General features: G+C 73.9%; 23 protein-coding genes. 7 read left to right on the top strand and 16 right to left on the bottom strand.

The window, feature by feature from the left end; genetic code table 11:
• Window positions 1-14: 14 nt before the first annotated feature.
• Window positions 15-611 carry a nicotinate-nucleotide adenylyltransferase gene (gene nadD / locus ACZ6S5_RS13655; protein WP_466000377.1) on the bottom strand — a complete coding sequence of 199 codons (597 nt, stop codon included), beginning with the start codon at window positions 609-611 and terminating at the stop codon, window positions 15-17.
• 174 nt (window positions 612-785) lie between these two features.
• Here nadD and ACZ6S5_RS13650 point away from each other — a divergent pair, with 174 nt between their 5' ends.
• Window positions 786-1,424, top strand: a complete 639-nt coding sequence (locus tag ACZ6S5_RS13650) for a PadR family transcriptional regulator (protein WP_466000375.1) — start codon at window positions 786-788, stop codon at window positions 1,422-1,424.
• A gap of 165 nt (window positions 1,425-1,589) precedes the next feature.
• Window positions 1,590-2,786 carry an FAD-dependent oxidoreductase gene (locus tag ACZ6S5_RS13645; protein WP_466000373.1) on the top strand — a complete coding sequence of 399 codons (1,197 nt, stop codon included), beginning with the start codon at window positions 1,590-1,592 and terminating at the stop codon, window positions 2,784-2,786.
• 48 nt (window positions 2,787-2,834) lie between these two features.
• Here the strand turns inward: ACZ6S5_RS13645 and pepN are convergent, their stop codons facing one another.
• Entirely contained in the window at window positions 2,835-5,351 is a 2,517-nt protein-coding gene (gene pepN, locus ACZ6S5_RS13640; RefSeq protein ID WP_466000372.1) for an aminopeptidase N, read from the bottom strand.
• 66 nt (window positions 5,352-5,417) lie between these two features.
• Between pepN and ACZ6S5_RS13635 the strand changes: the two genes are divergently transcribed.
• Entirely contained in the window at window positions 5,418-5,636 is a 219-nt protein-coding gene (locus tag ACZ6S5_RS13635; RefSeq protein ID WP_466000371.1) for a DUF397 domain-containing protein, read from the top strand.
• Window positions 5,637-5,646: 10 nt separating this feature from the next.
• Here the strand turns inward: ACZ6S5_RS13635 and ACZ6S5_RS13630 are convergent, their stop codons facing one another.
• Window positions 5,647-6,042 carry a hypothetical protein gene (locus ACZ6S5_RS13630; RefSeq protein ID WP_466000370.1) on the bottom strand — a complete coding sequence of 132 codons (396 nt, stop codon included), beginning with the start codon at window positions 6,040-6,042 and terminating at the stop codon, window positions 5,647-5,649.
• A 263-nt stretch (window positions 6,043-6,305) separates the two neighbouring features.
• Here ACZ6S5_RS13630 and ACZ6S5_RS13625 point away from each other — a divergent pair, with 263 nt between their 5' ends.
• Window positions 6,306-7,553: a cytochrome P450 gene (locus tag ACZ6S5_RS13625; protein ID WP_466000369.1), complete on the top strand. Its 1,248-nt coding sequence runs from the start codon at window positions 6,306-6,308 to the stop codon at window positions 7,551-7,553.
• Between the two features lie 3 nt (window positions 7,554-7,556).
• On the opposite strand, the gene ACZ6S5_RS13620 is transcribed toward ACZ6S5_RS13625, so the two are convergent.
• Entirely contained in the window at window positions 7,557-8,093 is a 537-nt protein-coding gene (locus ACZ6S5_RS13620) for a dihydrofolate reductase family protein (protein ID WP_466000368.1), read from the bottom strand.
• A 118-nt stretch (window positions 8,094-8,211) separates the two neighbouring features.
• Window positions 8,212-8,805 carry an SRPBCC family protein gene (locus ACZ6S5_RS13615; RefSeq protein WP_466000367.1) on the bottom strand — a complete coding sequence of 198 codons (594 nt, stop codon included), beginning with the start codon at window positions 8,803-8,805 and terminating at the stop codon, window positions 8,212-8,214.
• A 152-nt stretch (window positions 8,806-8,957) separates the two neighbouring features.
• Here ACZ6S5_RS13615 and ACZ6S5_RS13610 point away from each other — a divergent pair, with 152 nt between their 5' ends.
• Entirely contained in the window at window positions 8,958-9,257 is a 300-nt protein-coding gene (locus tag ACZ6S5_RS13610) for a hypothetical protein (RefSeq protein ID WP_466000366.1), read from the top strand.
• A 95-nt stretch (window positions 9,258-9,352) separates the two neighbouring features.
• Here ACZ6S5_RS13610 and ACZ6S5_RS13605 read toward each other — a convergent pair whose 3' ends face one another.
• From ACZ6S5_RS13605 to ACZ6S5_RS13595, 3 genes are read right to left on the bottom strand one after another with little or no spacing between them, the layout of a single operon-like run.
• Window positions 9,353-10,003, bottom strand: coding sequence for a DUF3618 domain-containing protein (locus ACZ6S5_RS13605; protein ID WP_466000364.1), 651 nt, complete (start codon window positions 10,001-10,003; stop codon window positions 9,353-9,355).
• Window positions 10,000-10,464: a phage holin family protein gene (locus ACZ6S5_RS13600; protein WP_466000362.1), complete on the bottom strand. Its 465-nt coding sequence runs from the start codon at window positions 10,462-10,464 to the stop codon at window positions 10,000-10,002. Before ACZ6S5_RS13600 ends, ACZ6S5_RS13605 begins: the two co-directional genes overlap by 4 nt.
• 31 nt (window positions 10,465-10,495) lie before the next feature.
• The gene (locus ACZ6S5_RS13595) at window positions 10,496-11,299 is read right to left on the bottom strand and encodes a hypothetical protein (protein ID WP_466000361.1); all 804 of its coding nucleotides are present in this window, start codon (window positions 11,297-11,299) and stop codon (window positions 10,496-10,498) included.
• Window positions 11,300-11,498: 199 nt separating this feature from the next.
• Between ACZ6S5_RS13595 and ACZ6S5_RS13590 the strand changes: the two genes are divergently transcribed.
• Window positions 11,499-11,981, top strand: coding sequence for a DUF4383 domain-containing protein (locus ACZ6S5_RS13590; RefSeq protein ID WP_466000359.1), 483 nt, complete (start codon window positions 11,499-11,501; stop codon window positions 11,979-11,981).
• A gap of 118 nt (window positions 11,982-12,099) precedes the next feature.
• Complete coding sequence (locus ACZ6S5_RS13585) at window positions 12,100-12,759, top strand: DUF6766 family protein (protein WP_466000357.1); 660 nt, start codon at window positions 12,100-12,102, stop codon at window positions 12,757-12,759.
• Window positions 12,760-12,766: 7 nt separating this feature from the next.
• Here the strand turns inward: ACZ6S5_RS13585 and ACZ6S5_RS13580 are convergent, their stop codons facing one another.
• The 8 genes from ACZ6S5_RS13580 to mycP all read right to left on the bottom strand — a co-directional run bounded on the left by ACZ6S5_RS13580 (window position 12,767) and on the right by mycP (window position 21,794).
• Window positions 12,767-13,216 (bottom strand): GNAT family N-acetyltransferase, encoded by a 450-nt coding sequence (locus tag ACZ6S5_RS13580; RefSeq protein WP_466000355.1) that lies wholly within the window; start codon window positions 13,214-13,216, stop codon window positions 12,767-12,769.
• Between the two features lie 60 nt (window positions 13,217-13,276).
• Window positions 13,277-14,740 (bottom strand): GTPase ObgE, encoded by a 1,464-nt coding sequence (obgE, locus tag ACZ6S5_RS13575; protein ID WP_466000353.1) that lies wholly within the window; start codon window positions 14,738-14,740, stop codon window positions 13,277-13,279.
• Between the two features lie 89 nt (window positions 14,741-14,829).
• Window positions 14,830-15,084: a 50S ribosomal protein L27 gene (gene rpmA, locus ACZ6S5_RS13570; protein WP_073838295.1), complete on the bottom strand. Its 255-nt coding sequence runs from the start codon at window positions 15,082-15,084 to the stop codon at window positions 14,830-14,832.
• A gap of 11 nt (window positions 15,085-15,095) precedes the next feature.
• Window positions 15,096-15,410: a 50S ribosomal protein L21 gene (gene rplU, locus ACZ6S5_RS13565; protein WP_123240492.1), complete on the bottom strand. Its 315-nt coding sequence runs from the start codon at window positions 15,408-15,410 to the stop codon at window positions 15,096-15,098.
• 187 nt (window positions 15,411-15,597) lie between these two features.
• Window positions 15,598-16,074 carry a hypothetical protein gene (locus tag ACZ6S5_RS13560; protein WP_466000351.1) on the bottom strand — a complete coding sequence of 159 codons (477 nt, stop codon included), beginning with the start codon at window positions 16,072-16,074 and terminating at the stop codon, window positions 15,598-15,600.
• Window positions 16,075-16,195: 121 nt separating this feature from the next.
• Window positions 16,196-19,273 (bottom strand): Rne/Rng family ribonuclease, encoded by a 3,078-nt coding sequence (locus tag ACZ6S5_RS13555; protein WP_466000350.1) that lies wholly within the window; start codon window positions 19,271-19,273, stop codon window positions 16,196-16,198.
• 131 nt (window positions 19,274-19,404) lie between these two features.
• On the bottom strand, window positions 19,405-20,124 hold the full coding sequence (locus ACZ6S5_RS13550) for a TIGR03936 family radical SAM-associated protein (RefSeq protein ID WP_466000530.1): 720 nt from the start codon (window positions 20,122-20,124) through the stop codon (window positions 19,405-19,407).
• A 245-nt stretch (window positions 20,125-20,369) separates the two neighbouring features.
• The gene (mycP, locus tag ACZ6S5_RS13545; RefSeq protein WP_466000348.1) at window positions 20,370-21,794 is read right to left on the bottom strand and encodes a type VII secretion-associated serine protease mycosin; all 1,425 of its coding nucleotides are present in this window, start codon (window positions 21,792-21,794) and stop codon (window positions 20,370-20,372) included.
• Between the last annotated feature and the right edge of the window lie 9 nt (window positions 21,795-21,803).

Below are 21,803 nucleotides of genomic sequence, written 5' to 3'. Positions count from 1 at the left end.
CATTCCGGGCGGAATCACCGCTGGTAGAGCCGCCGTTTGGCGATGTACTGCACCACACCGTCCGGCACCAGGTACCAGACCGGCTCGCCCCGGGCCACCCGCGCCCGACAGTCGGTCGACGAGATGGACATGGCGGGGACCTGGACCAGGCTGACCGTGTCGGCGGGCAGGTGCTTGTCGGAGAGTTCGAAGCCGGGCCGGGTCACCCCGATGAAGTGGGCCAGGGCGAGGGCCTCGTCCAGGTCCTTCCAGGACAGGATGCGTTCCAGCGCGTCCGCCCCGGTGATGAAGAAGAGCTGGGCCTTCGGGCCGTACTCGGCGTGCAGGTCACGGAGCGTGTCGACGGTGTAGGTCGGGCCGCCCCGGTCGATGTCGACCCGGCTCACCTGGAAGCGCGGGTTGGAGGCGGTGGCGATCACGGTCATCAGGTAGCGATCCTCGGCCGAGCTGACCGGCTCGTCCGCCTTCTGCCAGGGCTGCCCGGTGGGGACGAAGACCACCTCGTCCAGGCCGAACCGGTCGGCCACCTCGCTAGCGGCGACCAGGTGCCCGTGGTGGATCGGGTCGAAGGTGCCGCCCATGATGCCGATCCGCCGGATGTCTTCCTCCACCCCGCGATCGTAGGCGGCCCTGCCGGGGCCCACCGGAACGGCCCGGCGCGCGGCCGCGGCCGCCGGCGGGGCCGGCCGCTCGACCCGCGCCACGGAAGGGGCTTCCCCGAACGGGTCGCGAGCCATATACTCGTCTACGAGTACTCGTCAGCGAGTGTCAAGCGGAGGAGTGACATGGCCGGGCGACGCAAGGTCGGCAACCTCACGGCGTTGGCCGTGCTCGCCGTTCTCGTCGAGCGCCCGATGCACCCGTACGAGATGGCCACCACCCTCCGGGACCGCGGCAAGGACCAGGACATGGGGATCAAGTGGGGGTCCTTCTACACGGTCGTGCGCAACATGGAGCGGCACGGGTTGATCGCGGCCGTGGAGAGCGTCCGCGAGGGCCGGCGCCCGGAGCGCACCGTCTACCGGATCACCGGCGACGGGCGGGCCGAACTGGTCGACTGGGCCCGCGAACTGGTCGCCACCCCGGCCGTGGAGCGGTCCTCGTTCCGGGCCGGCCTGTCAGTGCTCGCCGCGCTGCACCCGGACGAGGCCACCGCGCTGCTGCGCGCCCGGCTGGCGCTGCTCGAGGAGGGGATCCGGGGTGAGCGGGCGGCGTACGCGGAGCACGCGCGCCTGGTGCCCCGGCTGTTCCTGGTCGAGAACGAGTACGACCTGACGATCCGGGAGGCGGAGGCCGCCTGGATCCGCGCCCTGCTGGCCGAGTTCGCCTCGGGCAGCTACCCCGGGCTGGACGAGTGGCGGGCCTACCACGAGGCCGGACCGCCCGAGCCGGACCCGGCGGGAGGGAGCGGCACCAGCACCTGACGGACGGCCCCGGCCCGGTGCGCCAACACCGCGCCGGGGCCCTTACCTCGAACCGACACCTGACGGCGCCCGCCCGAAGCGGCAACCACGAGGATACCGGCGCTCCCGCCAGGTGGGTTCGGCACGCACGACCACCGACTACCCCTGGGAGGGACCGTGTCCAGAGTGCGCACAGCGATCGTCATCGGCGGCGGCATCGCCGGCCCGGTGACCGCGTTGGCCCTGCACCGCGCCGGCATCGCCGCCACGGTGTACGAGGCGTACCCGAGCACCACCGACGGCAGAGGCGGAACGCTCGCCCTCGCCCCGAACGGCGTCGCGGCGCTGCGCCTGGTCGGCGCGGACGAGGCGGTCATCGCGATCGCCACCCCGATCCGCACGCAGATGATGGCGGCGGGCCGCAAGCACATCCCCCTGCCCGGCCTGGCCGGGATGCCCCCGCTGCGGGTCGTGCACCGCAACGATCTGCACCGGGTGCTGCACGACCGGGCCGTCGCCGAGGGCGTGACAATCGCGTACGGCAAGCGCCTGGTCGGCGTACGGGAGACCCCCGACGGGGTGACCGCCACCTTTGCCGACGGCGACACGGCCACCGCGGACGTGCTGATCGGCGCGGACGGCGTCCACTCGACCGTGCGTACGCTGATCGACCCGCACGCCCCCGGCCCCCGGTTCACCGGAGTGCTGGGCTTCGAGGCGGTGGCCCGGCACGAGGTGGCGGCGGAGCCCGGCACGATGACCTTCGCCTTCGGCCGGGGCGGCTACTACCTCTACTGGCCGGAGCCGGGCGGTGGCACCCGGTGGGGGGTCAACCTGCCGCAGGAGCGGCCGATGAGCCTCACCGAGGCCCGCGCGGTGCCGCCGGACGAGTGGCTGGCGACGCTGCGGCGGGCGTACGGCGACGACGACCCGGGCCGGGACCTGATGCGGACCAGCAGCGCGGCGGAGCTGCAGACGGTGGGATCGATGCACATCATGCCGCCGGTGCCGCACTGGCACCGCGGCCGGATGGTACTGGTCGGCGACGCGGCGCACGCCCCCTCCAACAGCTCCGGGCAGGGCGCGTCGCTCTCCATCGAGAGCGCCGTGCAGCTGGCCCGGTGCCTGCGGGACCTGCCGGACGTCCCGTCCGCCTTCGCGGCGTACGAGCGGCTGCGGCGGGAGCGGGTGGAGAAGGTTGCCAGGCGGGCGGCCCGGATCAACCACGCGAAGGCCCCGGGAGCGGTGGCCCGGGCGATCATGCCGGTGCTCATGCCGCTGTTCATCAAGGCCGCCATGAATCCGGAGAAGATGATCGGCCACGAGCAGCGGTACGTCATCGACTGGGAGGCACCGGTGACCGCGGGCGCGCCGCTGGGCTGAGCCGCACCGGGGTGGCGTACCGCTTGGGTGCGCCACCCCGGCCACCGGTCAGGCGCCCGCGGCGGCCACCGCCGTCCGGACCACCAGCGCGCGGCGCAGGTCGTCGTCGAGGTCGACGACCCGCCGGCGCAGCCCGGGCGTGAGGTCGTCGCGGGCCAGCAGAGCGGCGGCCAGGTCCCGGGTGGGTTGCGCCACGGCGTAGCGGGGGAAGGCCAGGGTGGCCACCCGGTCGGCCGTCCAGGGGGTACGCAGCCGCGCCGCCGCCGGCATGTCGGCGAAGTACCGCTCGACGTACCCGGCGGTCAGCTCGCCCTGCTCCGGCCGCCAGAAGCCCTCCGCGGTGGCCTCGACGAGGCGGTTGGAGAGCTCGGCATTGCTGGTGACGATCTCCCAAGCGACCCGCTTGGCGTCGGCGTCGGGCAGGGCGGCCCGGCAGCCCGCAGCCCGTTCGGCGCCGGTGGCGCTGCGGTCGGCAGCCGCCTCGGCGGCGATCTCCGGCTCGCCGGCCGCGCCCAGCACCACCAGCCGCTGCAGCAGCGCCCAGCGCAGGTCGGCGTCCACGGCCAGCGCCTCCGGCACGCCCTTGCCGGCCAGCCAGCCGGTAAGCAGCCCGGTGTCGGTGGTGGCGCCGATCAGCCCCCGGGCCGCAGCGAGTTGCAGCGACCCGCCGGCCGGGGCGGTGGCGAGCAGCGTGGCGCAGGCCCCGGCGATCCGGAGCAGGGCGGCGTCCCGGGCCAACGGCTCCAGGTAGCGGTCGACGAGGTTCCGGCTCAGGGTGAGCACGTCCTCCGCGATGATCACCTCGGTCTCGGCGGGCAGCGCCGCCGCGATGAGCGCGACCACGGCGGCGACGGGCCGCTCGCCGTCGGTGGCGGCGTCCAGCGCCTCCCCCCAGAGCAGCGCCCGGGCCAGCGGATCGTCCAACGCGGGAAGCACCATCGGCACCACGTCCGCCGAGGCCGGGTCGAGCCGGATCTTGGCGAAGGTGAGGTCACCGGCGTTGGGCAGCAGCAGACCGGTGGCCGGGTGGCCGACCAGCTCGGCCAGCTCGGTGCGGCCGTGATCGGCGTCCGGGTCGAGGTCCACCTCGAAGCGGCGCGTCGGGGCGTCCGGGGCGTACCGGGCGACGCCGATGCGGTGCGGGCGCAGCACCGGGTAAGCCTCCGGCGCGGTCTGCACCACGGCCGCCTCGGCCCACCGGCCGTCGGCGTCCACCGCGGTGACCATCCGCAGCGTGTTGACCTGGGGACGGCGCAGCCAGCGCTCCGCCCAGTCGGTGAGGTCGCGGCCGCTCGCGGCGCCGAGGCTGTCGAGCAGGTCGGCGAGGGTGGCGTTGCCGAACCGGTGCTTGGCGAAGTGCGCGTTCAGGCCGGCGAGGAAGGCGTCGTCGCCGAGCCAGGCGACGAGCTGACGCAGCACGCTGGCGCCCTTGGCGTACGAGATGCCGTCGAAGTTGAGCAGGCCCTGGGCGGCGTCGGCGACCTCCTCCGGGGCGACCGGGTGAGTGGAGGGACGCTGGTCGGCCGCGTACCCCCAGGCCTTGCGGCGCATCGCGAAGGTGGTCCACGCCTGGTCGAAGCGGGTGGCCTCGGCGGTGACCCGGGTGCCGAGGTACTCCGCGAACGACTCGTTCAGCCACAGGTCGTCCCACCAGCGCATGGTGACCAGGTCGCCGAACCACATGTGCGCCATCTCGTGGGCGATGGTGGTGGCCCGCAGCTCCCGCTGGGTGTCGGTGACGGCCGAACGGAAGACGTAGTCGTCCCGGATGGTGACCAGGCCCGGGTTCTCCATGGCGCCGGCGTTGAACTCCGGCACGAACGCCTGGTCGTACTTGCCGAACGGGTAGCGCTCGGTGAAGAGCTCGTGGAACCGGTCGAAGCACTGCCGGGTGACGGTGAAGAGTTCGTCGGCGTCGGCGTCCAGGTGCGCGGCCAGCGAACGCCGGCAGTAGAGGCCGAGCGGGATCCCGTCGTGCTCGTCCTGCCGGACGTGCCAGGGACCGGCGATCAGCGTGAAGAAGTACGTGGCCAGGGGCTGGGTCGGGGCGAACTCCCAGCGGCCGGGGGCGGGCCGGGCGGCGACCGCGCCGTTGGCCGCGACGGTCCACTCCGGCGGGGCGGTGACCGAGAGGGTCACCGGGGCCTTCAGGTCGGGCTGGTCGAACGCGGCGAAGATCCGCTGCACGTCGTCGAGGAAGGACATGGCGTAGAGGTAGCTCTCGCCGTCGGCCGGGTCGACGAACCGGTGCATGCCCTCGCCGGTGTTCGAGTACGCCATCTCGGCCTCGACCGTGAGCGTGTTCGTCGCGGCCAGCCCGGTCAGCGGCAGCCGGTTGTCCTCGAGCGCGCCCGGGTCGAGGTCGCGGTCGTTGAGGCGTACCCCGAGGAGTTTCGCGGGTTTGACCTCGGCGAAGGTCTCGGCGCCGGGGGTCGCCCGGAACCGGATGGTGACGGCGGAGCGGAACCGCTCGCCGTCGCCGGTCAGGTCGAGGTCCACCTGGTAGGACTCGACGGTAATCACCGCGCCACGCGCGGTCGCCTCTACACGGGTCAGGCTCGGCATCCGCTTATCCTGCCCGATGGGGGTCCGGACGGGCTCCCCGGTAAGCGTGGCGATGGAGGAACAGCGATGGGTCAGCACCCCAAGGGCGACTTCGACCTCTCCCGGGCGGTCTGGCAGCGGGCCGAGGGGGACACCTCCGAGAGCGCGGTCGAGGTGGCCTTCGTCGACGACCTGATCGGAATGCGGAACTCGGCCGAGCCGGACGGCCCGGTGCTGGTCTTCACCCAGGCCGAGTGGGACGCCTTCGTGGGCGGCGCGCAGGACGGCGAGTTCGACCTGGACTGAGCGGCGGCGGTCAGTCACCGTCGCCCCAGCCGAGGCCGCCGAGGCCGGGGGCGTGGTGGAAGCCGGGGTGGCCCGCCACGTCCGCGCAGCGTTCGCGGTCGGGGCCGGGCGCCCCGCAGAACAGCCGCTCCGCGCGGTGCCAGGCGTCCGCCGGGCTGAGGGCCGCGGCACCGAGCGCCAGCTCCGGGCGGAGCAGGCTCAGCGCCTCGGCGTACGCGACGGCCAGCTCCCGCGCGACGGACAGGTCGGCGGCCTCGAAGCCGAGGTGCACGGTGAAGAACCGGGCCGGCCGGGCCACGTCCCGGCGGTGCGGCGCGATCAGCGTCTCCTCCCGGTCGCCCCGGCCCGCGCCGAGCCCGGCCGCCATCCCGCGCTGCCGCCAGCGCGCCGCCCTCTTGTCGCGCACGTGTCCTCCCCGTCTCCGTGCCGCCGCCGGGCCCGGCCGCGGCGCGGCCGGCCCCGCCGCCGGTGTCCCCCGACCGGCCCGCCGCCGGTCCGGAACTGAGCGAACCAGCTTTCCGCCGTCCTGGGAGGGGCCAGCTTCGGCGCCGGGGCTGGCCCCTCCCCCGGCCGGTGGAAGGTGGCAGGGTGGCCGCCGGGACGGGATTCACGCGGCCGGACCGGGGTAGAAGCGCACAGACCGTGCCGCGTCGCCGTCAGGAGCAGCCGATGAGCGTCATCCCCACCGACCGGAGCCCGGAGAGCACGCTGGCGTTCCTCCGCGCGGGCTACCGGTTCGTCGGCGACCGCTGCGACCGCTACGGCAGCAATATCATCCAGACCCGGCTGCTGCTGGAACCGACCATCTGCCTGCGCGGACGCCCGGCCGCCGAGCTGTTCTACGACAACGACCGCTTCATCAGGCACGGGGCCATGCCGATGCGGGGACAGCGCACGCTCACCGGGGTCGGTGGCGTCCAGGGGCTCGACGGCGACGCGCACCGGGCCCGCAAGGCGATGCTGATGTCGATCATGAGGCCCGCCGGGATCCGCCACCTCGGGCAGCTCGTCGACGACGAGTGGCGGGCCCGGATCCCGGCCTGGGCCGAGCGCGGCCCGGTCGTGCTCTACGACGAGGTCGCCCGGATCCTGACCCGGGCGATCTGCGCCTGGGCCGGGGTGCCGCTGGCCGAGGCGGACGTGGCCCGGCGTACCGCCGAGCTGCACGCCATGATCGAGGGCCCCACCGCGGTCGGCCCCCGGCACTGGCGGGGCGTGCTCGCCCGCCGCCGGGCGGAACATTGGATCGGGGACCTGATCGGGCGGGTCCGCGCCGGCGGCCTGCCCGCGCCGGAAGGCAGCGCGCTGCGGGTGGTCGCCGAGCACCGCGACGAGCGGGGCCGGTCGCTGCCCCCCCGGGTCGCGGCGGTGGACCTGCTGAACATCCTGCGGCCGACCGTCGCCGTCGACCGGTTCGTGGTCTTCGCCGCGCTGGCCCTGCACGACCACCCCGACTGGCGGGACAGGGTTCGCGGCGATGACACCGCCACCGAGCACTTCGTGCAGGAGGTACGCCGCTACTACCCGTTCTTCCCGGTGGCCGCGGCCCGGGTCCGGCGCTCCTTCGAGTGGCAGGGGTACCCGTTCCCGCAGGGCCGCCGGGTCCTGCTCGGCCTGTACGCGACCAACCACCACCCGGAGCTGTGGCCGGAGCCGGAGCGGTTCCGGCCGGAACGCTTCGCCGACTGGTCGGGCGACGCGTTCAGCCTGGTGCCGCAGGGCGGGGGCGATCACTTCACCGGGCACCGCTGCGCCGGCGAGTGGATCACCATCGAGCTGATGAAGCGGGCCGTCGCCACCCTCACCGGCGCGATGAGCTACCAGGTCCCGCCGCAGGACCTGGCGCTGGACCTCGGTCGGATGCCCGCCCTGCCGCCCAGCGGTCTGCTCATCGACGCGGTGCGCCGCACCGAGTGAGCGTCAGCGCGCCACCTCGAACGCCAGGTCGATGATCTGACCGGAGTCGTCGCAGCGGGTCTTGCGCAGCACCACCGACCCGAGGTCCGGGCTGTCGAAGAGGCGTACGCCACCGCCGAGGAGAACCGGCACCAGGTGCACGACCAACTCGTCGAGGAGCCCGGCCCGGAGGCACTGCCGCGCCACGTCCGCGCCGAACACGCCCACGTCCCGCTCGCCGGCCGCCTCCCGGGCGAGGTCGGCGGCCTTCACCACGTCACCGGAGAGGAAGGTGACCCCGTCGACGGGCTCGGCCGGCCGGTGGGTCAGCACGAAGACCGGCCCGGACCAGGCCCCACCGTAGATCCCCCGGGCCCCCGCGCCGGGCCGGTTGCCGAGATCGAGGCCGCGCCGGCCGGAGAGGATCGCGCCGGTGCGGCGCATCGTCTCGGCGCCCAGCGGCCCGGCCGTGCTGTGCCCGAACATCCAGTCGGCCGAGTCGTCCGGCGGGGCGATGAACCCGTCGAGCGACATGGTGACGTGCCAGATCATGCGCGCCATCGCGCCCCCTCGTGCCGCCCACCCCGGTCGGGCGGGACCGGCCTCCATCATGGACGGCGGGTACGACAGCGCGTCACTCCGCGACCACGAGGGCCTGCGGGGGCGTCCTCCGCCCGGGTCACTTGCTCCTGCCTCGGACCACGCCCGGAAGGGTCGGGGCGGTGTCGCGCGCCTGGCCGGTCTCGATCAGCGATTTGATCCGGCGCAGCGCGCCACCCAGGGCCACCGCCGGATCGTGACCGGCGGCCAGGCCGAGCGCCCGGCGTACCGGGCCGGACCGCCAGCGCAGCTCGGTCCGGATCTCGGTTCCCCGGTTCTGCGGCATTGGCGCCAGCTCCACCCGACCCCGTTGGATCACCGGCCCGTCGGTCACCCGCCAGCTCAGCCGGCCCGGGCCGTCGACGGTCACCTCGGCCCGCCACTCGACGCCGCCCACGGCGGGGTCTCTGGCCACGCACCGCCAGCGGTTGTCGTCGAGCTGCTTCAGGGTCGCCCACTCGGCCAGCGCCCAGTCCAGCCGTTCCCGGTCGGTCCAGAAGCCGATCACCGCGTCCATCGGCCGGTCCACGGTGATGTTCCGGTGGACGACGTACCAGCCGTCCTCCTGCTCGGATCGCTGCCGACGCCGCCGGCGGGCCACCGCCCGGCCGACACCGACCGCAGCCCCCGCAGCGGCCGCGGCCAGCGCCCACCTCGTTCCGTTGCTGGTCATCACGCCTCCTCCACCCGGGCGCCGGTGGGCCGCCCGTACGTCGGAGCGCTACCCGGCACCCGGCGAACGAAACGGGAAAATGGTTTGATCACCAAAATTTCGGGCACGCTGCGGCCGCCCTGTCCAGAACTGATGAGGAGGCGAGGGACCGCATGCATGCGTACCCCGGGCCGGCGCTACTGCTGGCGGCGGGTGCGGCGGCGGCCGCGCTCATCCCCGGTCGGCGGGGGCGGTGGTCGCGGACCGCGGCGGTGACGGTGGCCGGCGCCCTGGTGGGCCGGCGGCTGGCCGGCCTGCTCGCCCCGCCGGCCGGGCGGACCGGCGACGCGGGCGGGCCCGCCCGCCCGCCCCCACCCCAGGGCGGGCCCGACGAGCTGCGGCTCTGGGTGGCGGCGGCCGACCTACCGGTCCCGGTCCGCCCAGGCCCGACCACCGGCCCGCTGCCGAGCTGAGCGCCACGGCCGTCGGCCCGACCGCACGCGACAGCTCGCGGCCACTCCCCGGCGTCCGGCCGGAAGTGACCGCGAGCTGTCGCGTGCGGAAACGGTCAATACCGGACCTGTTCGCGCGACTGCTGCGCGGTGTCCTTGACGTCGTACGCGGCGGACCGGGTGTCCTCCTTGACCGTCTGCGCGGCGTCCTGGGCGGTCGCCTTCACCGACTCGGCGGCGTGCTGGGCCGGCCCCCGCAGCTCCTCCTTGACCTCGCCGGCGACCTCGCTCAGCTTCTCCTTCACCACCCCGCCGTGCTCGGCGGCCTTCTCCTTGACCTGCGCGGCGACCTGCTGCTCGCGGCGGGTCGCCGGGATCAGCGAGGAGACCAGCATCCCGACGCCGAAAGCGATCACGCCGGCGGCGATCGGGTTGCCCTCGGACTTCTCCCGCAACACCTGCGGGGCCCGGTGGGCGGCGTCGCCGACGGTGGAGGCGGCGGCGTGCGCCTTGTCGCTGACGGTCGACCCCGCCGACGAGGCGTGGTCGCCCACCGAGTGGGCGTGGTGGCCGGTGGTGTGGCCCAGGTCGGATGCGGTTCCCATCACCTTGTCCTTCGCGTTGGAGAGCGCGCTGCGGACGCGCTGCTTGCGGTCGTCGACGATGCGGCTCGGGCTGACCTTGTACGCCAGGGCGTCCACGTCCGAGCTCAGGTTGCTGCGGGTGGCTTCGATGTCCCGGCGGATCTGGTCGGGGTCGGTGCTCATCGGGTGACTCCCTCCGGGTGCGGCTTGAGCGCGTCGGGGATGCGCTGCACGCTGTCGTTGGTCTGCTTGAGGCCGCGGATCCGCTCGGCGTTCTTCTTGCCCATCGAATAGAGGACCCCGGCGATCACGGCCCAGATGACGGCGACGATCAGCGCGGCCAGGCCCGAATCCATGACGTTGTCCAGGGCCTGCCACAGCGCGATGGAGAGGAAGAGCGCGACCATGTAGCCGCCGAAGCCGGCGCCGCCGAAGAGGCCGGCGGCCTTGCCCGCCTTCTTCCCCTCCTGGCGGATCTCCGCCTTGGCCAGCTCCACCTCCTGCCGCATCAGCGTGGACAGGTCGGCGGTCACCTGGCGCATCAGCTCACCGATCGAGCTGCCCCGGACCTCGTCCGCGGTGTGCGGGGCGCCCGCCGGCTGGTAGCCGGAGTCCAGGCCGGGCCCCTGCGTCGGCGCGGTCATGCCGTCGCCTCCCTTCCGCCGCTTCGGCCGCTCACCGGCGGTTCACACCGCTGGACGGGACGCCCGGCAGCGGGTCGGTCCGCTCCGGCGGGGGCAGCGGCTGGCCGGTGCCGCCGACCGGGTCGGCGTAGCCGCCGGCGGTGCCCGGGTCGGGGTAGGTCGCGCCCTGGCCCGAGTAGCCGGGGGTCGGCTCGGCGTAGGTGCCGGGGGTCGGCTCGGCGTAGGTGCCGGGGGTCGGGTCGAGGTAGCCGCCCGGCGGGATCTGGTCCGGCACGGCGCGCGAGGTCGGGATGACCGCGGTCCGGTCCGGGTCGTACGCCCGCTGGCCGGTGCCGTCGCCGACGGCGGCGATGTTCCGGGTCAGCCGGCCGGCGACCACGCCGAGCAGCGCCGCGCCGACCAGGAAGGTGCCCGGGTTGCGGCGGGCGTAGTTCTTCACCTCGTTGAGGAGGTCGCCCGGCTCGCGCTGCTCCAGCCAGCCGGCCACGCCGTGCACCCGGTCGGCGGCCTGGTGGGCGAGTTCGGTGACCGGGCCGGAGCCGCCACCGTTCTGCGCCATCGACCGCATCTCCTCGGCCAGCGAGCGGAGCCCGCCCGCGGCACGCTGCTGCTGCTGGCCGGTCTGGGTGGTCAGCTGGTCACGGGCCTCGCCGTAGAGGTTGCGGGCCTGCCGCTTCGCCTCGCCGACGACCTCCCTGCCCTGCTCCTTGGCGGTCTCGGCGACCGCGCCGCCGGCGTTCGCGGCCTCCGAGCCGACCTGGCGGGCCTGGTCGCGAACCCCGCCGCCGTTGGTCGACTCGTACGTGGCAGGCGTGGGTGACAGATCGTAAGTCATGGTGTCCCTTCCGCTCGGATGGTCGTAGCGGTTGTGCTCGGGGGATCACGCCGAATTACTTTCGGCGTGACAACTGACCTACCCCGCGTGGTGGGGTCCATGCCTGATTCGTGATTTCTCTGCGGAAGCGCCCCGCCCTGATCACACAATGGAGGGTCTGCCCGACCCGGGTGGCGGTTGCTCCACGGAGGTGACAGCGATGGCACGTGACGTGCGCGGACGCGCTCCGGCCCGGTCCCGTCCGGCGCTCCAGAAGGTCGCCCTCGCGGTGGCCGCCGTCTTCGTGCTGATCGGCGTGCTCGGGTTCGTCCCCGGGTTCACCACCCACTACGGGGACCTGGCGTTCGCCGGTCACCACTCCGAGGCGAAGCTGATCGGCCTGTTCCAGGTCTCCGTGCTGCACAACCTGGTGCACCTGCTCTTCGGCCTGGTCGGGCTGGTGCTGGCCCGCACGGTCTCCGGGGCCCGCCTCTTCCTGGCCGGCGGCGGCGCCGTCTACCTGGCCATCTGGCTGTACGGCTTCGCGGTGGACCGGGAGAGCGCGGCGAACTTCGTGCCGTTCAACGACGCGGACAACTGGCTGCACCTCTTCCTCGGCTTCGGGATGCTCGCCGTGGGCCTGCTGCTCAACAACGAGGTGGGCACCGGCAGCCGGCTGGACACCCCGATCGACCGACCCTGACCTGCGTCACCCGGGCGAGTGGTGACGGCCCGACACGCCGCCGCACGGGTTTGCGTGATCATTGCCCGGGGCAACGGAGGACCACCACGGGGAGTGATCCTGACGAGGAGGTCCGGCGATGCCGCGGTGGTTGCGGGAGAACGCGCTCACGGTCGCGATGCTCGGCGCGTTCCTGATCTTCCTGGTGTTGCAGAGCGTGTCCGGCTGGCAGGTGCACAACGAGGAGCTGGCCCAGTACGGGGCGGCCCCGCTGAGCTGGTGGGCGTACCTCGGCACCGGGCACTTCGCGGAGGCGGTCTTCGAGAACTGGGAGTCGGAGTTCCTCCAGATGGGCGGCTACGTACTGCTCACCGCGTACCTGGTGCAGAAGGGGTCGGCCGAATCCAAGCCCGAGGGACAGACCGACCGCCCCGACGACGACGCGCGCCGGGCCACCCCGGACTCCCCCTGGCCGGTCCGGGCCGGCGGGCTGCCGCTGGTCATCTACCGCAACAGCCTGTCGATCGCACTGCTGCTGATCTTCGCCGGCTCGTTCCTCGGCCACCTGCTCGGCGGCGTGGTCGAGTACAACGAGATGCAGGCACTGCAGAGCGGGGCGGCCCCGATCAGCGCCTGGCAGTTCCTCGGCACCAGCGACTTCTGGTTCCAGTCGATGCAGAACTGGCAGAGCGAGTTCCTCGCCGTCGGGGTGCTGATCCTGCTGAGCATCGTGCTGCGGCAGCATGCCAGCCCGGAGTCGAAGCCGGTCACCGCCGCGCACGCCACGACCGGCGCGTGAGAACGCCTCAGGCCGCGACCGGCAGGCGCTTGGCGAAGCACACGCTGTACGGGTTGTCGACGTACTCGCCGTACACCGGGATGGGCTGGTAGCCGCAGGACCGGTAGAGGCCGATGGCGGCCGGCAGGTAGGTGCCGGTCTCCAGGCACACCGTGGTGTGCCCCTGCCGGAAGGCCAACTCCTCCAGCGCCGCCAGCAACTGCCGGGCGATGCCCCGCCCCCGGTACGCCGGCCGCACGTACATCCGCTTGAGCTCGCCGGTGCCGGCGTCCAGGGCCTGGATGCCGCCGCAGGCGACCACGCGCCCGGCCGCCACCACGGCCAGGTAGTGGATGTCGTCGTGGGTGACGGTCACCTGCCCGTCAAGGCCTCCGTCGGCTTCGCGCAGCTCGCGCTGCTGGGCGACGACCAGGGCGGCGACCTCGGGGTCGGTGACGGGACGGGGCTCGATCAGCATGGTTGCCACGCTAGGCAGCGCCCGTTTCGGGCAGGTTTCCGGCGTGCGACCCGGAGCCGACTAGTCCCAGTCCTCGTCGTCGTCCGCGTCCGCCGCGGGGGCGGCCTCCAGCTCGTCCTCCGGCCGGCGCCGGCGCGCCTTGCGGGCGGCCAGCCGATCGGCGGCCGAGGCGCGGGTCGACTTCTCCTCCAGCCGGATGTCCGCACCCCGGATGCTCGGGGTGAAGTCCACGCCCGCGTAGAGGGTGGGCTGCCAGTCGAACTCGCGGTCGCCGATCCGGACCAGGTCGCCGGCCTGCGCGCCGGCCTTGGCCAGCTTCTCCTCGACGCCCAGCCGGGCCAGCCGGTCGGCCAGGTAGCCCACCGCCTCGTCGTTGTCGAAGTTGGTCTGCTTGACCCAGCGCTCGGGCCGGTTGCCCCGCACGGTGTACGAGCCGTCGGCCTCCGCCTCGATGGTGAAGCCGGCGTCGTCGACCGCCTTCGGGCGGATCACGATCCGGGTCGGCTCGGCCGGCGGCGCCGCGCTGCGCGCCTGCTCGACCACCTCCGCCATCGCGTAGGTCAGCTCCTTGAGCCCCTCGCGGGTGGCCGAGGAGACCTCGAAGACCCGGAAACCGCGCGCCTCCAGGTCGGGCCGGACGATCTCGGCGAGGTCCCGCCCGTCCGGCACGTCGATCTTGTTGAGCGCGACGAGGCGGGGCCGGTCGGCGAGCCCGCCGTACTCGGCCAGCTCGGCCTCGATGGTGTCGATGTCCGCGAGGGGGTCCCGGCCCGGCTCCAGCGTCGCGGTGTCGACCACGTGCACCAGCACGGCGCAGCGCTCGACGTGGCGGAGGAACTCCAGGCCCAGGCCCTTGCCGGTGGCCGCGCCCGGGATCAGACCCGGCACGTCGGCGACCGTGAAGGTGTGGTTGTCCACCCGCACCACGCCCAGGTTCGGCACCAGGGTGGTGAACGGGTAGTCGGCGATCTTCGGCTTGGCGGCCGAGATGACCGAGATCAGCGAGGACTTGCCGGCGGACGGGAAGCCGACCAGGCCGACGTCGGCGACGCTCTTCAGCTCCAGCACGACGTCCAGCCGGTCACCGGGCTCACCGAGCTCGGCGAAACCGGGCGCCTTGCGCCGCGCGTTGGCGAGCGAGGCGTTGCCGCGCCCGCCGCGACCGCCCCGGGCCGCCTCGAAGGTGGTGCCCACGCCGACCAGGTCGGCCAGCACCTCGCCGTCGGGGGTCTGCACCACGGTGCCGTTCGGCACCTTGATCACCAGGTCGTGACCGTTGGCGCCGTCCCGGTTCGAGCCGGCGCCGCCCTTGCCGTTCTCGGCCTTCTGGTGCGGCCGGTAGTGGAAGTCGAGCAGCGTGGTGACCTGCGGGTCGACGACCAGCGACACGCTGCCGCCGTGCCCGCCGTTGCCGCCGTCCGGTCCGCCGAACGGCTTGAACTTCTCCCGGTGGATCGAGACACAGCCGTGCCCGCCGTCGCCGGCCTGCAGGTGCAGGACGACCCGGTCAACGAACGTCGTCACGCTGTCAATCCTTCCAGCGGGGTCCGCCCCGCACGTGAAAAGCGAAGCGGGCCGGGACACGAGGTCCGCGGCCCGCTTACGCCGGAGAACTACTGCTGCGGCACGATGCTGACGGTCTTGCGACCGCGCTTGGTGCCGAACTGGACCGCACCGGCGGCCAGCGCGAAGAGCGTGTCGTCGCCGCCGCGGCCGACCAGGTCACCGGGGTGGAACTTGGTGCCCCGCTGGCGGATGATGATCTCGCCCGCGTTGACAACCTGACCACCGAAGCGCTTCACGCCGAGCCGCTGGGCCGCGGAATCGCGACCGTTACGCGAGCTGGACGCACCCTTTTTGTGAGCCATTGGAGGACGACCTACTTCCCGCTGGAGATGCCGGTCACCTTGACCTGGGTCAGCGGCTGGCGGTGACCCTGGCGCTTGTGGTAGCCGGTCTTGTTCTTGAACTTGTGGATCCGGATCTTCGGGCCCTTGGTGTGCGCGGCGATCTCGCCGGACACCGAAACCTTGGCAAGCTTCGCCGCGTCGGTCACCAGGTCGTCACCGTCGACGAGGAGCACCGCGGTGAGCTTCACCGCGTCACCGGGGGCACCGGTGAGCTTCTCGACCTCGATCACGTCGCCCTCGGCGACCTTGTACTGCTTGCCGCCGGTCTTGACGATCGCGTACATCGGAGGCGGACTCCCTGTCGTTGAGGCTGCTAGCGTCTTTTCCCACCGTTACCGGTCGGTCGTTCCCACGGCGTCTCGCCGGGAGCCGTGACACCGGCGGCGCGGGCGCGCGGGAACTCGGCACACCAAAGTGCGCCGCAGGCCAGCGTACGCCATACCGGGCCCGCTACCCAAACCGGGCCGCCGGTCAGCCCGGGCAGAGCTCGTCGAGGCGCCCCTGGAGCCGGTCGAACTCCGTCTCGTCGATCGCCCGCACGTCCGTGCCGAGCCCGCCCACCTCGGTGGCCAGGTCCGCCAACAGGGTACGCAACCGGGGGTCGGTGGCCCGCGCCGACTGCTCCCGCAGAGCGTCCCGCCAGCCCGCGAGGGCGGCCTCCGCGTCCCGCCGGGCGGCCTCCTCCGTCCTCCGGTCCCGGACCGCGTTCGCGCGCAGCATCTCGGCCAGCTTCTGGACGTACGTCTGCACGGCCGCGGAGCCGGCCTGCTTGGCGCGGGCGCAGACTCCCACGTCGCCGCTCGCGGTCGGGGCGGGGGTGGCCGTCGTGGCCGTTGGGGCCGGTGAGGCGAAGCCCACCGCGAAGGGGTCGTCGCCGTCCCGCCCGGCGCAGCCCGTACCGGCCAGCAGGACCCCGGTCAGCGCGGTGAGCGCGAACACCCGACGCATGTCTCCTCCCGTCCGGGCCCCGCCGCCCCGACCGGGGGGTCGACGGGTACGGCAAGGGCCCCTCCCTGCGGACTCTGTTGCCGAGGAAGGGGCCCTGTCAAACGCCGTGCTGGTCAGCGCCTCACGGGCGGGTACGCCGCCGCGCGCCACCGCGTCGGGAGCGCCGCCGGCCAGGGCCGGTCTCGGCGCCCTCCTCCTCGGTCTCCCCGTCGCCGAGCGCGTCCGGGTCGTCCGCGGCGGCCAGCCGGGCCGAGTCGCCCTCCTGGCTGTCGGCGACCGCCGGGGCGGCCGGCGTCTCGGTCTCGTACCGGGAGAGGTCGTAGCCCTGGGTGTCGTAGTAGTCCTCCGGGGCCGCCACGACCTCGGCGACGGTCCGCTCCGGGGCGGCCTCGGCGGCCGGCTGCTCCGGCGCGGCCTCCGCGGCGGGCTTCTCCGGGGCGGCCTTGCGGCCCCGGCGCCGGCCCTTCTCCTCGGTGGCCGGGGTGGTGACGGCCGAGGCGACCGCCTTGACCTTCTCCCCCGCGCCGCCGCCGGCCCGCGGCTTCTCCGGCACCGGCTCGGTGTGGATGATCACGCCGCGACCCTTGCAGCACTCGCAGGTCTCGCTGAACGCCTCCAGCAGGCCCGCGCCGATCCGCTTGCGGGTCATCTGCACCAGGCCCAGCGAGGTGATCTCGGTGACCTGGTGCTTGGTGCGGTCCCGGCCGAGGCACTCGGTGAGCCGGCGCAGCACCAGCTCCCGGTTCGACTCCAGCACCATGTCGATGAAGTCGATCACCACGATGCCGCCGAGGTCGCGCAGCCGGAGCTGGCGGACGATCTCCTCGGCCGCCTCCAGGTTGTTCCGGGTGACCGTCTCCTCCAGGTTGCCGCCGGAGCCGGTGTACTTGCCGGTGTTGACGTCGATGACGGTCATCGCCTCGGTGCGGTCGATCACCAGCGACCCGCCCGAGGGCAGGAAGACCTTGCGGTCCAGCCCCTTGAGGATCTGCTCGTCGATCCGGTACTCGGCGAACACGTCGCTGGTGCCGGCGTGCCGGCGCAGCCGGGCGACCAGGTCGGGCGAGACGTGCGACAGGTACGACTCGACCATGTCGTACGACTGCGCGCCCTCGATGACCAGCTCGCGGAAGTCCTCGTTGAACAGGTCCCGGACCACCCGGATGACCAGGTCCGGCTCCTCGTAGAGGAGCACCGGCGCGCCGCCCTCGGCCGCCTTGGCCTGGATGTCCTCCCACTGCGCCTGGAGCCGCTTGACGTCGCGGGCCAGCTCGTCCTCGCTGGCGCCCTCGGCGGCGGTCCGCACGATCACCCCAGCGCCGTCCGGCACCAGCTTCTTGAGGATGTCCCGCAGCCGCTTGCGCTCGGTGTCCGGCAGCTTGCGGCTGATGCCCGAGGCGTTGCCGTGCGGCACGTACACCAGGTGCCGGCCGGAGAGGGCGATGTGGCTGGTGAGCCGGGCGCCCTTGTGCCCGATCGGGTCCTTGGTGACCTGCACCAGCACCGAGTCGCCGGACTTGAGCGCCTGCTCGATCGAGCGGGCCCGGCCCTCCAGCCCGGTGGTGTCCCAGTTGACCTCGCCGGCGTAGAGCACGGCGTTGCGCCCGCGCCCGATGTCGACGAACGCCGCCTCCATGCTGGGCAGGACGTTCTGCACCTTGCCCAGGTAGACGTTGCCGGCCATGGTGCCGGACGAGTTGCGGGTGACGTAGTGCTCCACCAGCACGCCGTCCTCGAGGACGGCGATCTGGGTCCGGTCGCCGCGCTGGCGGACGGCCATCACCCGGTCGACCGCCTCCCGGCGGGCCAGGAACTCCGACTCGCTCAGGATCGGCGGCCGGGTACGCCGCTGCTCGCGACCGTCCCGGCGGCGCTGCCGCTTGGCCTCCAGCCGGGTCGAACCGGAGACGCCCTGCACCTCGTCGACGGCCTTGCGCGGCTCCCGGATCTTGACGACCGTGGGCACCCCGTCCTCGGCGGCGGCCTCCACGTCGCCGGCGCCGCGGCGACGGCGACGACGACGGCGGCGGGTCATCCCGTCGCCCTCGGCCTCCTCCTCCTCGGCGGCCTCCTCCTCCTCGACCTCGGCGGCCTCGGCGGCCTCGGCCCGGACAGCCTCCTCGGCCTCCTCGTCCTCGGCCTCCTCCGCGCCGCCCTTGCCGCGGCCCCGGCCCCGGCGGCCGCGGCGACGGCGGCGACGGCCGGCGGCCTCGTCCTCGTCCTCCTCCGCCTCGGCGATCTCCTCGGCCTCGACGGCCGGCTCCTCGTCGACCTCGACCTCGACCTCGGCCTCGACGGGCTCCGCCTCGCGGCGGGCCCGCCGGCGGCGCCGGCCGGTCTCCACCGGCTCCTCGGCGGCCTCCTCGGCGACCGGGTAGGTGACCCGGACGCTCGGCATCTCCTCGGGCTGCGGCGCCATGAACAGGACAGTCGGCGCGGAGACCGCGGCCCGGCGGCGGCGGGTCGGGGCCGGCTCCTCGGCGGCCGCCGGCACGGCAGCCCCCGGCGCGATCTCGCCGGTCCGGTCCTCCAGGCCACCGGCCCGGGCCAGGGTGGCCTCGTCGAGCGGCAGCTGCTCGTTCACCCGCGCGCCCGACTCGGCGGGCGTCGGCTCCTCCTCGGCGTCCTCGCCCTCGGCGTCCTCGCCGGCGGACGGCGCGGGCTCCTCGGCCGGGGCGGTCGGGGGCTCGGCGCCCTCGACGTCCGCCTGCGGCTCGGCCACCGCGTGCGGCTCGACGGCGGCGGCCTCGGCCGGCGCCTCGGTCGCGGACTCCTCCAGCGGCGTCTCGGCGGGCGGCGGGGTGGCCTTGCGCCGACGGGCCCGGGTCACCTTGACCGGCGGGACGACCTCCTCGGTGGTCGCCTCCGCGCCGGTGGCGGCCACCGGCTCCTCGACCGCCTTCGCGGGGGTCGCCTTGCGGCGCCGCCGGGTGGTCTTCGGAGCGGCCTCCAGCTCACCGGCGACCGGGGCGAACACCTCGGCCTGGGGCGACTCGCCGCTGGCGGTGCCGGCGCCGGTGGACGCCTCGGCCGGCGCCTCGGTCTGCTCCGGCTGGTTGAGCGGGGCCGTCTTGCGCCGGCTGGTCCGCTTGCGGACCGGCTTCTTGGCCTCGGGAGTGCTCTCGGTGCTGCTGGCGGCGGTTGCCTCGGCCGGTTCTGCGCCGGTCCGTTCGCCGCCCTCGGGCTCGTTCTCGAGCATGGACGTTCTCCAGTTCTGGCTGCCCCGGGCGCGGGTGAGCGCTGCCACGCAGGGTCGCCGCAAAAGGTGTTTCCGCCGGGCGCGCAGGCGCGCGACCGCCGAAGTCTGCCTGCCAGAGCGCTGACCGTCGGTCAGCGCTCTCCGATGGCTGCCCCGTCGCGATCCGCATCCAACGGATCGACGATCTCGCCCTGCGCGGTCAGCGTGCCCTGTGCCAGCCGGATCACCCGCGGGGCGACCGGCGGCTCCAGGGCGGCCACCACGCGGAGGCCGGAAAGGACGTCATCGGGCCGTACGGACGGGGTGACCTGCCGCACGACCACTTCGAGTATCGCACACGGTACGGCCACCACCCCGGAAGGCGTCTCCGACTCCGGCAGCACATCGATGGCCATGACAGCCGCCCGGGCGTCGAACGTCCGGCGGCCCTGCTTGGTCATCCGCTCGACCTGGATCTCCTCGGCGGCGCGGAACGCGGCCACCGCCTGCTCGACCAGCGCCGGGTCGACCTCGGGCAGCTCGATCCGCCACCGGGACGCCTCGATCCGGTCGGCGAGGCTGCCGCCGGTGGCCGCCACCGCGTCGAGCACGTCGAGCCCGGGCGAGAGGGCGCCGTCCAGGGCCTGCCGCAGCTGCTCCGGGTCGACCGGCTCGCGCAGGCCGATCTCCAGGTATTCCGCCTCGCTGGCGACGCCGGTCGGCGCGGCCGAGGCGTACGAGATCTTGGGGTGCGGGGTGAAGCCCTGGGAAAAGGCGATCGGCACGCCGGCCCGGCGCAGCGCGCGCTCGAAGGCCCGGGCGAAGTCCCGGTGCGAGGTGAACCGCAGCGGTCCACGCTTGGCGTACCGGATCCGGACCCGCTGGACGACCGGTGCCTGGCCGCCCTCGGGTTGAGGCTTTCTGGCGATCGTGAGCTCCTCGGGTGCTACCTGCGTGTCCGCCCCATCCTGGCGCAGCGTCCCGGGCGGCACGCAGCCGGGGCCGCCGCAGCGGCAAGACAAGCCGGTCGAAACCGGTCGGCGGGGTCGTTCGCGCCCAGGCCGGGAACGCCGGTGGCCGGCCGGTGACGCACAGGTCACCCGGCCGGCCACGACGATCAGGGCCGGTTCCCACCCGGCGGTGGCGCGGGCGGCCCACCCGGCGGCGGGGCGTAGCCGGAGGGCGGGGCGTAACCGCCCGGCGGGCCGTACCCCTGGCCGGGGGCGTGACCCGGCGGCGGGACATGACCGCCCGGCTGGCCGTAGCCGCCCTGCGGGGAAGGCGCGCCCGGCGGGCCGTACCCGGCCGGGACCGGCGGGTGCCCCTCGACGGCCATCCGGTCGAGCACCTCGTCCGGGACGTCGGCCGCCCGGGCCGCCTCCCGGCGGTAACGGCGGCGGTTCCAGATCAGGAAGAACGCCAGCGCCAGCAGGATCACCAGCACCACGGCGATGCCGATGCCGATGATCATCACCTGCTGGTCGGTGGGGCCGCCCCGGTCGCCGTACTGGGTCACGTCGAAGTTGTCGTCCTCGCCCGCCTGCGCCGGGGCCGGGCTGGCCCCCTTCGCGTCGAGGAGCGGGTTCGCGGAGACCTTCGACACGTTCGCGGTCAGCGCGGCGACCGGGTCGATCCGGCCGAAGCCGAACTGCGGGTCCCGGCCCGGCGCGCCGGCGTCCCGGGCCGTCCGGATGATCCGGTTGATCACGTTCGGCGCGTCGAGGTCGGGGTACTTCGACCGGATCAGCGCCGCGATGCCCGAGACGATCGCGCTGGAGTCGGAGGTGCCGTCACCCCAGCCGTAGCCGTGGTCGGGGCCGACGTTGTAGATGCCGTCGCCCGGCGCGGCGACCACCGCCTCCGACCCCTGGGTGGAGCCGGACCAGAACGCGCCGCCCCGGGTCGTCCCGGTCACCGCGATCACGCCGGGAACGTTGGCGGGGTTGATGATGCCGACGTCTCCCCGGCCGGTGTTGCCGGCGGCGGCCACCACGACCACGTCGTGCTCGAGGGCGTACCGGACGGCCGCTTCCTCTCCGGCGCTGGCCGCACCCATCGCCCCGTAGGACAGGTTGATCACCTTGGCGCCGCCGTCGACGGCCATCCGGATGCCGAGGGCCGACGCGTCGTCGGTGTTCGTCCCTCGACCCTTTTTGATCTTGATGGGCAGGATCTGCGCGGCCGGGGCGATACCGTCCACGCCGTCGCTGCTGGCGTTGGTGGCCGCGATGATGCCGGACATGTGGGTGCCATGCCCCTCCTCGTCCGCCCGCCCGTCGCCGGAGGCGCCGTAGCTGCGACCACCGGCCAGCACCCGACCGCGAAGGTCGGGATGGGTGGCGTCCACGCCGCTGTCCACCACCCCGACGATCACGCCCCGCCCGGTGGAGAGCTTGTGCACCTGGGCGATCCGGAGTTCGTCCAGATACCACTGCTCGGCCCGCCGGGGTGCGGCGGCCGCCGGTTGGGCGGCCCCCAACACCATGAGACCGGCCACCAGGGCAGCCGAGACCGGCCGGAGCGCGCCGACGTTCAACCTCATCCGTCCGTC

It is taken from the genome of Micromonospora sp. NPDC051924, assembly GCF_055586005.1.
The sequence above is the reverse complement of the archived record's forward strand: the minus strand, read 5'-3'. Positions and strand labels throughout refer to the sequence as shown.

Bases quoted from the DNA above. Each gene is read 5' to 3' on its own strand.
- rplU (WP_123240492.1), bottom strand. From the start codon at position 15,410: ATGTACGCGATCGTCAAGACCGGCGGCAAGCAGTACAAGGTCGCCGAG.
- mycP (WP_466000348.1), bottom strand. From the start codon at position 21,794: ATGAGGTTGAACGTCGGCGCGCTCCGGCCGGTCTCGGCTGCCCTGGTG.
- ACZ6S5_RS13560 (WP_466000351.1), bottom strand. From the start codon at position 16,074: ATGCGTCGGGTGTTCGCGCTCACCGCGCTGACCGGGGTCCTGCTGGCC.
- ACZ6S5_RS13610 (WP_466000366.1), top strand. From the start codon at position 8,958: ATGCATGCGTACCCCGGGCCGGCGCTACTGCTGGCGGCGGGTGCGGCG.
- ACZ6S5_RS13580 (WP_466000355.1), bottom strand. From the start codon at position 13,216: ATGCTGATCGAGCCCCGTCCCGTCACCGACCCCGAGGTCGCCGCCCTG.
- ACZ6S5_RS13555 (WP_466000350.1), bottom strand. From the start codon at position 19,273: ATGCTCGAGAACGAGCCCGAGGGCGGCGAACGGACCGGCGCAGAACCG.
- ACZ6S5_RS13650 (WP_466000375.1), top strand. From the start codon at position 786: ATGGCCGGGCGACGCAAGGTCGGCAACCTCACGGCGTTGGCCGTGCTC.
- pepN (WP_466000372.1), bottom strand. From the start codon at position 5,351: ATGCCGAGCCTGACCCGTGTAGAGGCGACCGCGCGTGGCGCGGTGATT.
- rpmA (WP_073838295.1), bottom strand. From the start codon at position 15,084: ATGGCTCACAAAAAGGGTGCGTCCAGCTCGCGTAACGGTCGCGATTCC.
- ACZ6S5_RS13595 (WP_466000361.1), bottom strand. From the start codon at position 11,299: ATGACTTACGATCTGTCACCCACGCCTGCCACGTACGAGTCGACCAAC.
- ACZ6S5_RS13600 (WP_466000362.1), bottom strand. From the start codon at position 10,464: ATGACCGCGCCGACGCAGGGGCCCGGCCTGGACTCCGGCTACCAGCCG.
- ACZ6S5_RS13605 (WP_466000364.1), bottom strand. From the start codon at position 10,003: ATGAGCACCGACCCCGACCAGATCCGCCGGGACATCGAAGCCACCCGC.
- ACZ6S5_RS13620 (WP_466000368.1), bottom strand. From the start codon at position 8,093: ATGGCGCGCATGATCTGGCACGTCACCATGTCGCTCGACGGGTTCATC.
- ACZ6S5_RS13615 (WP_466000367.1), bottom strand. From the start codon at position 8,805: ATGACCAGCAACGGAACGAGGTGGGCGCTGGCCGCGGCCGCTGCGGGG.
- ACZ6S5_RS13635 (WP_466000371.1), top strand. From the start codon at position 5,418: ATGGGTCAGCACCCCAAGGGCGACTTCGACCTCTCCCGGGCGGTCTGG.
- ACZ6S5_RS13585 (WP_466000357.1), top strand. From the start codon at position 12,100: ATGCCGCGGTGGTTGCGGGAGAACGCGCTCACGGTCGCGATGCTCGGC.
- ACZ6S5_RS13590 (WP_466000359.1), top strand. From the start codon at position 11,499: ATGGCACGTGACGTGCGCGGACGCGCTCCGGCCCGGTCCCGTCCGGCG.
- ACZ6S5_RS13625 (WP_466000369.1), top strand. From the start codon at position 6,306: ATGAGCGTCATCCCCACCGACCGGAGCCCGGAGAGCACGCTGGCGTTC.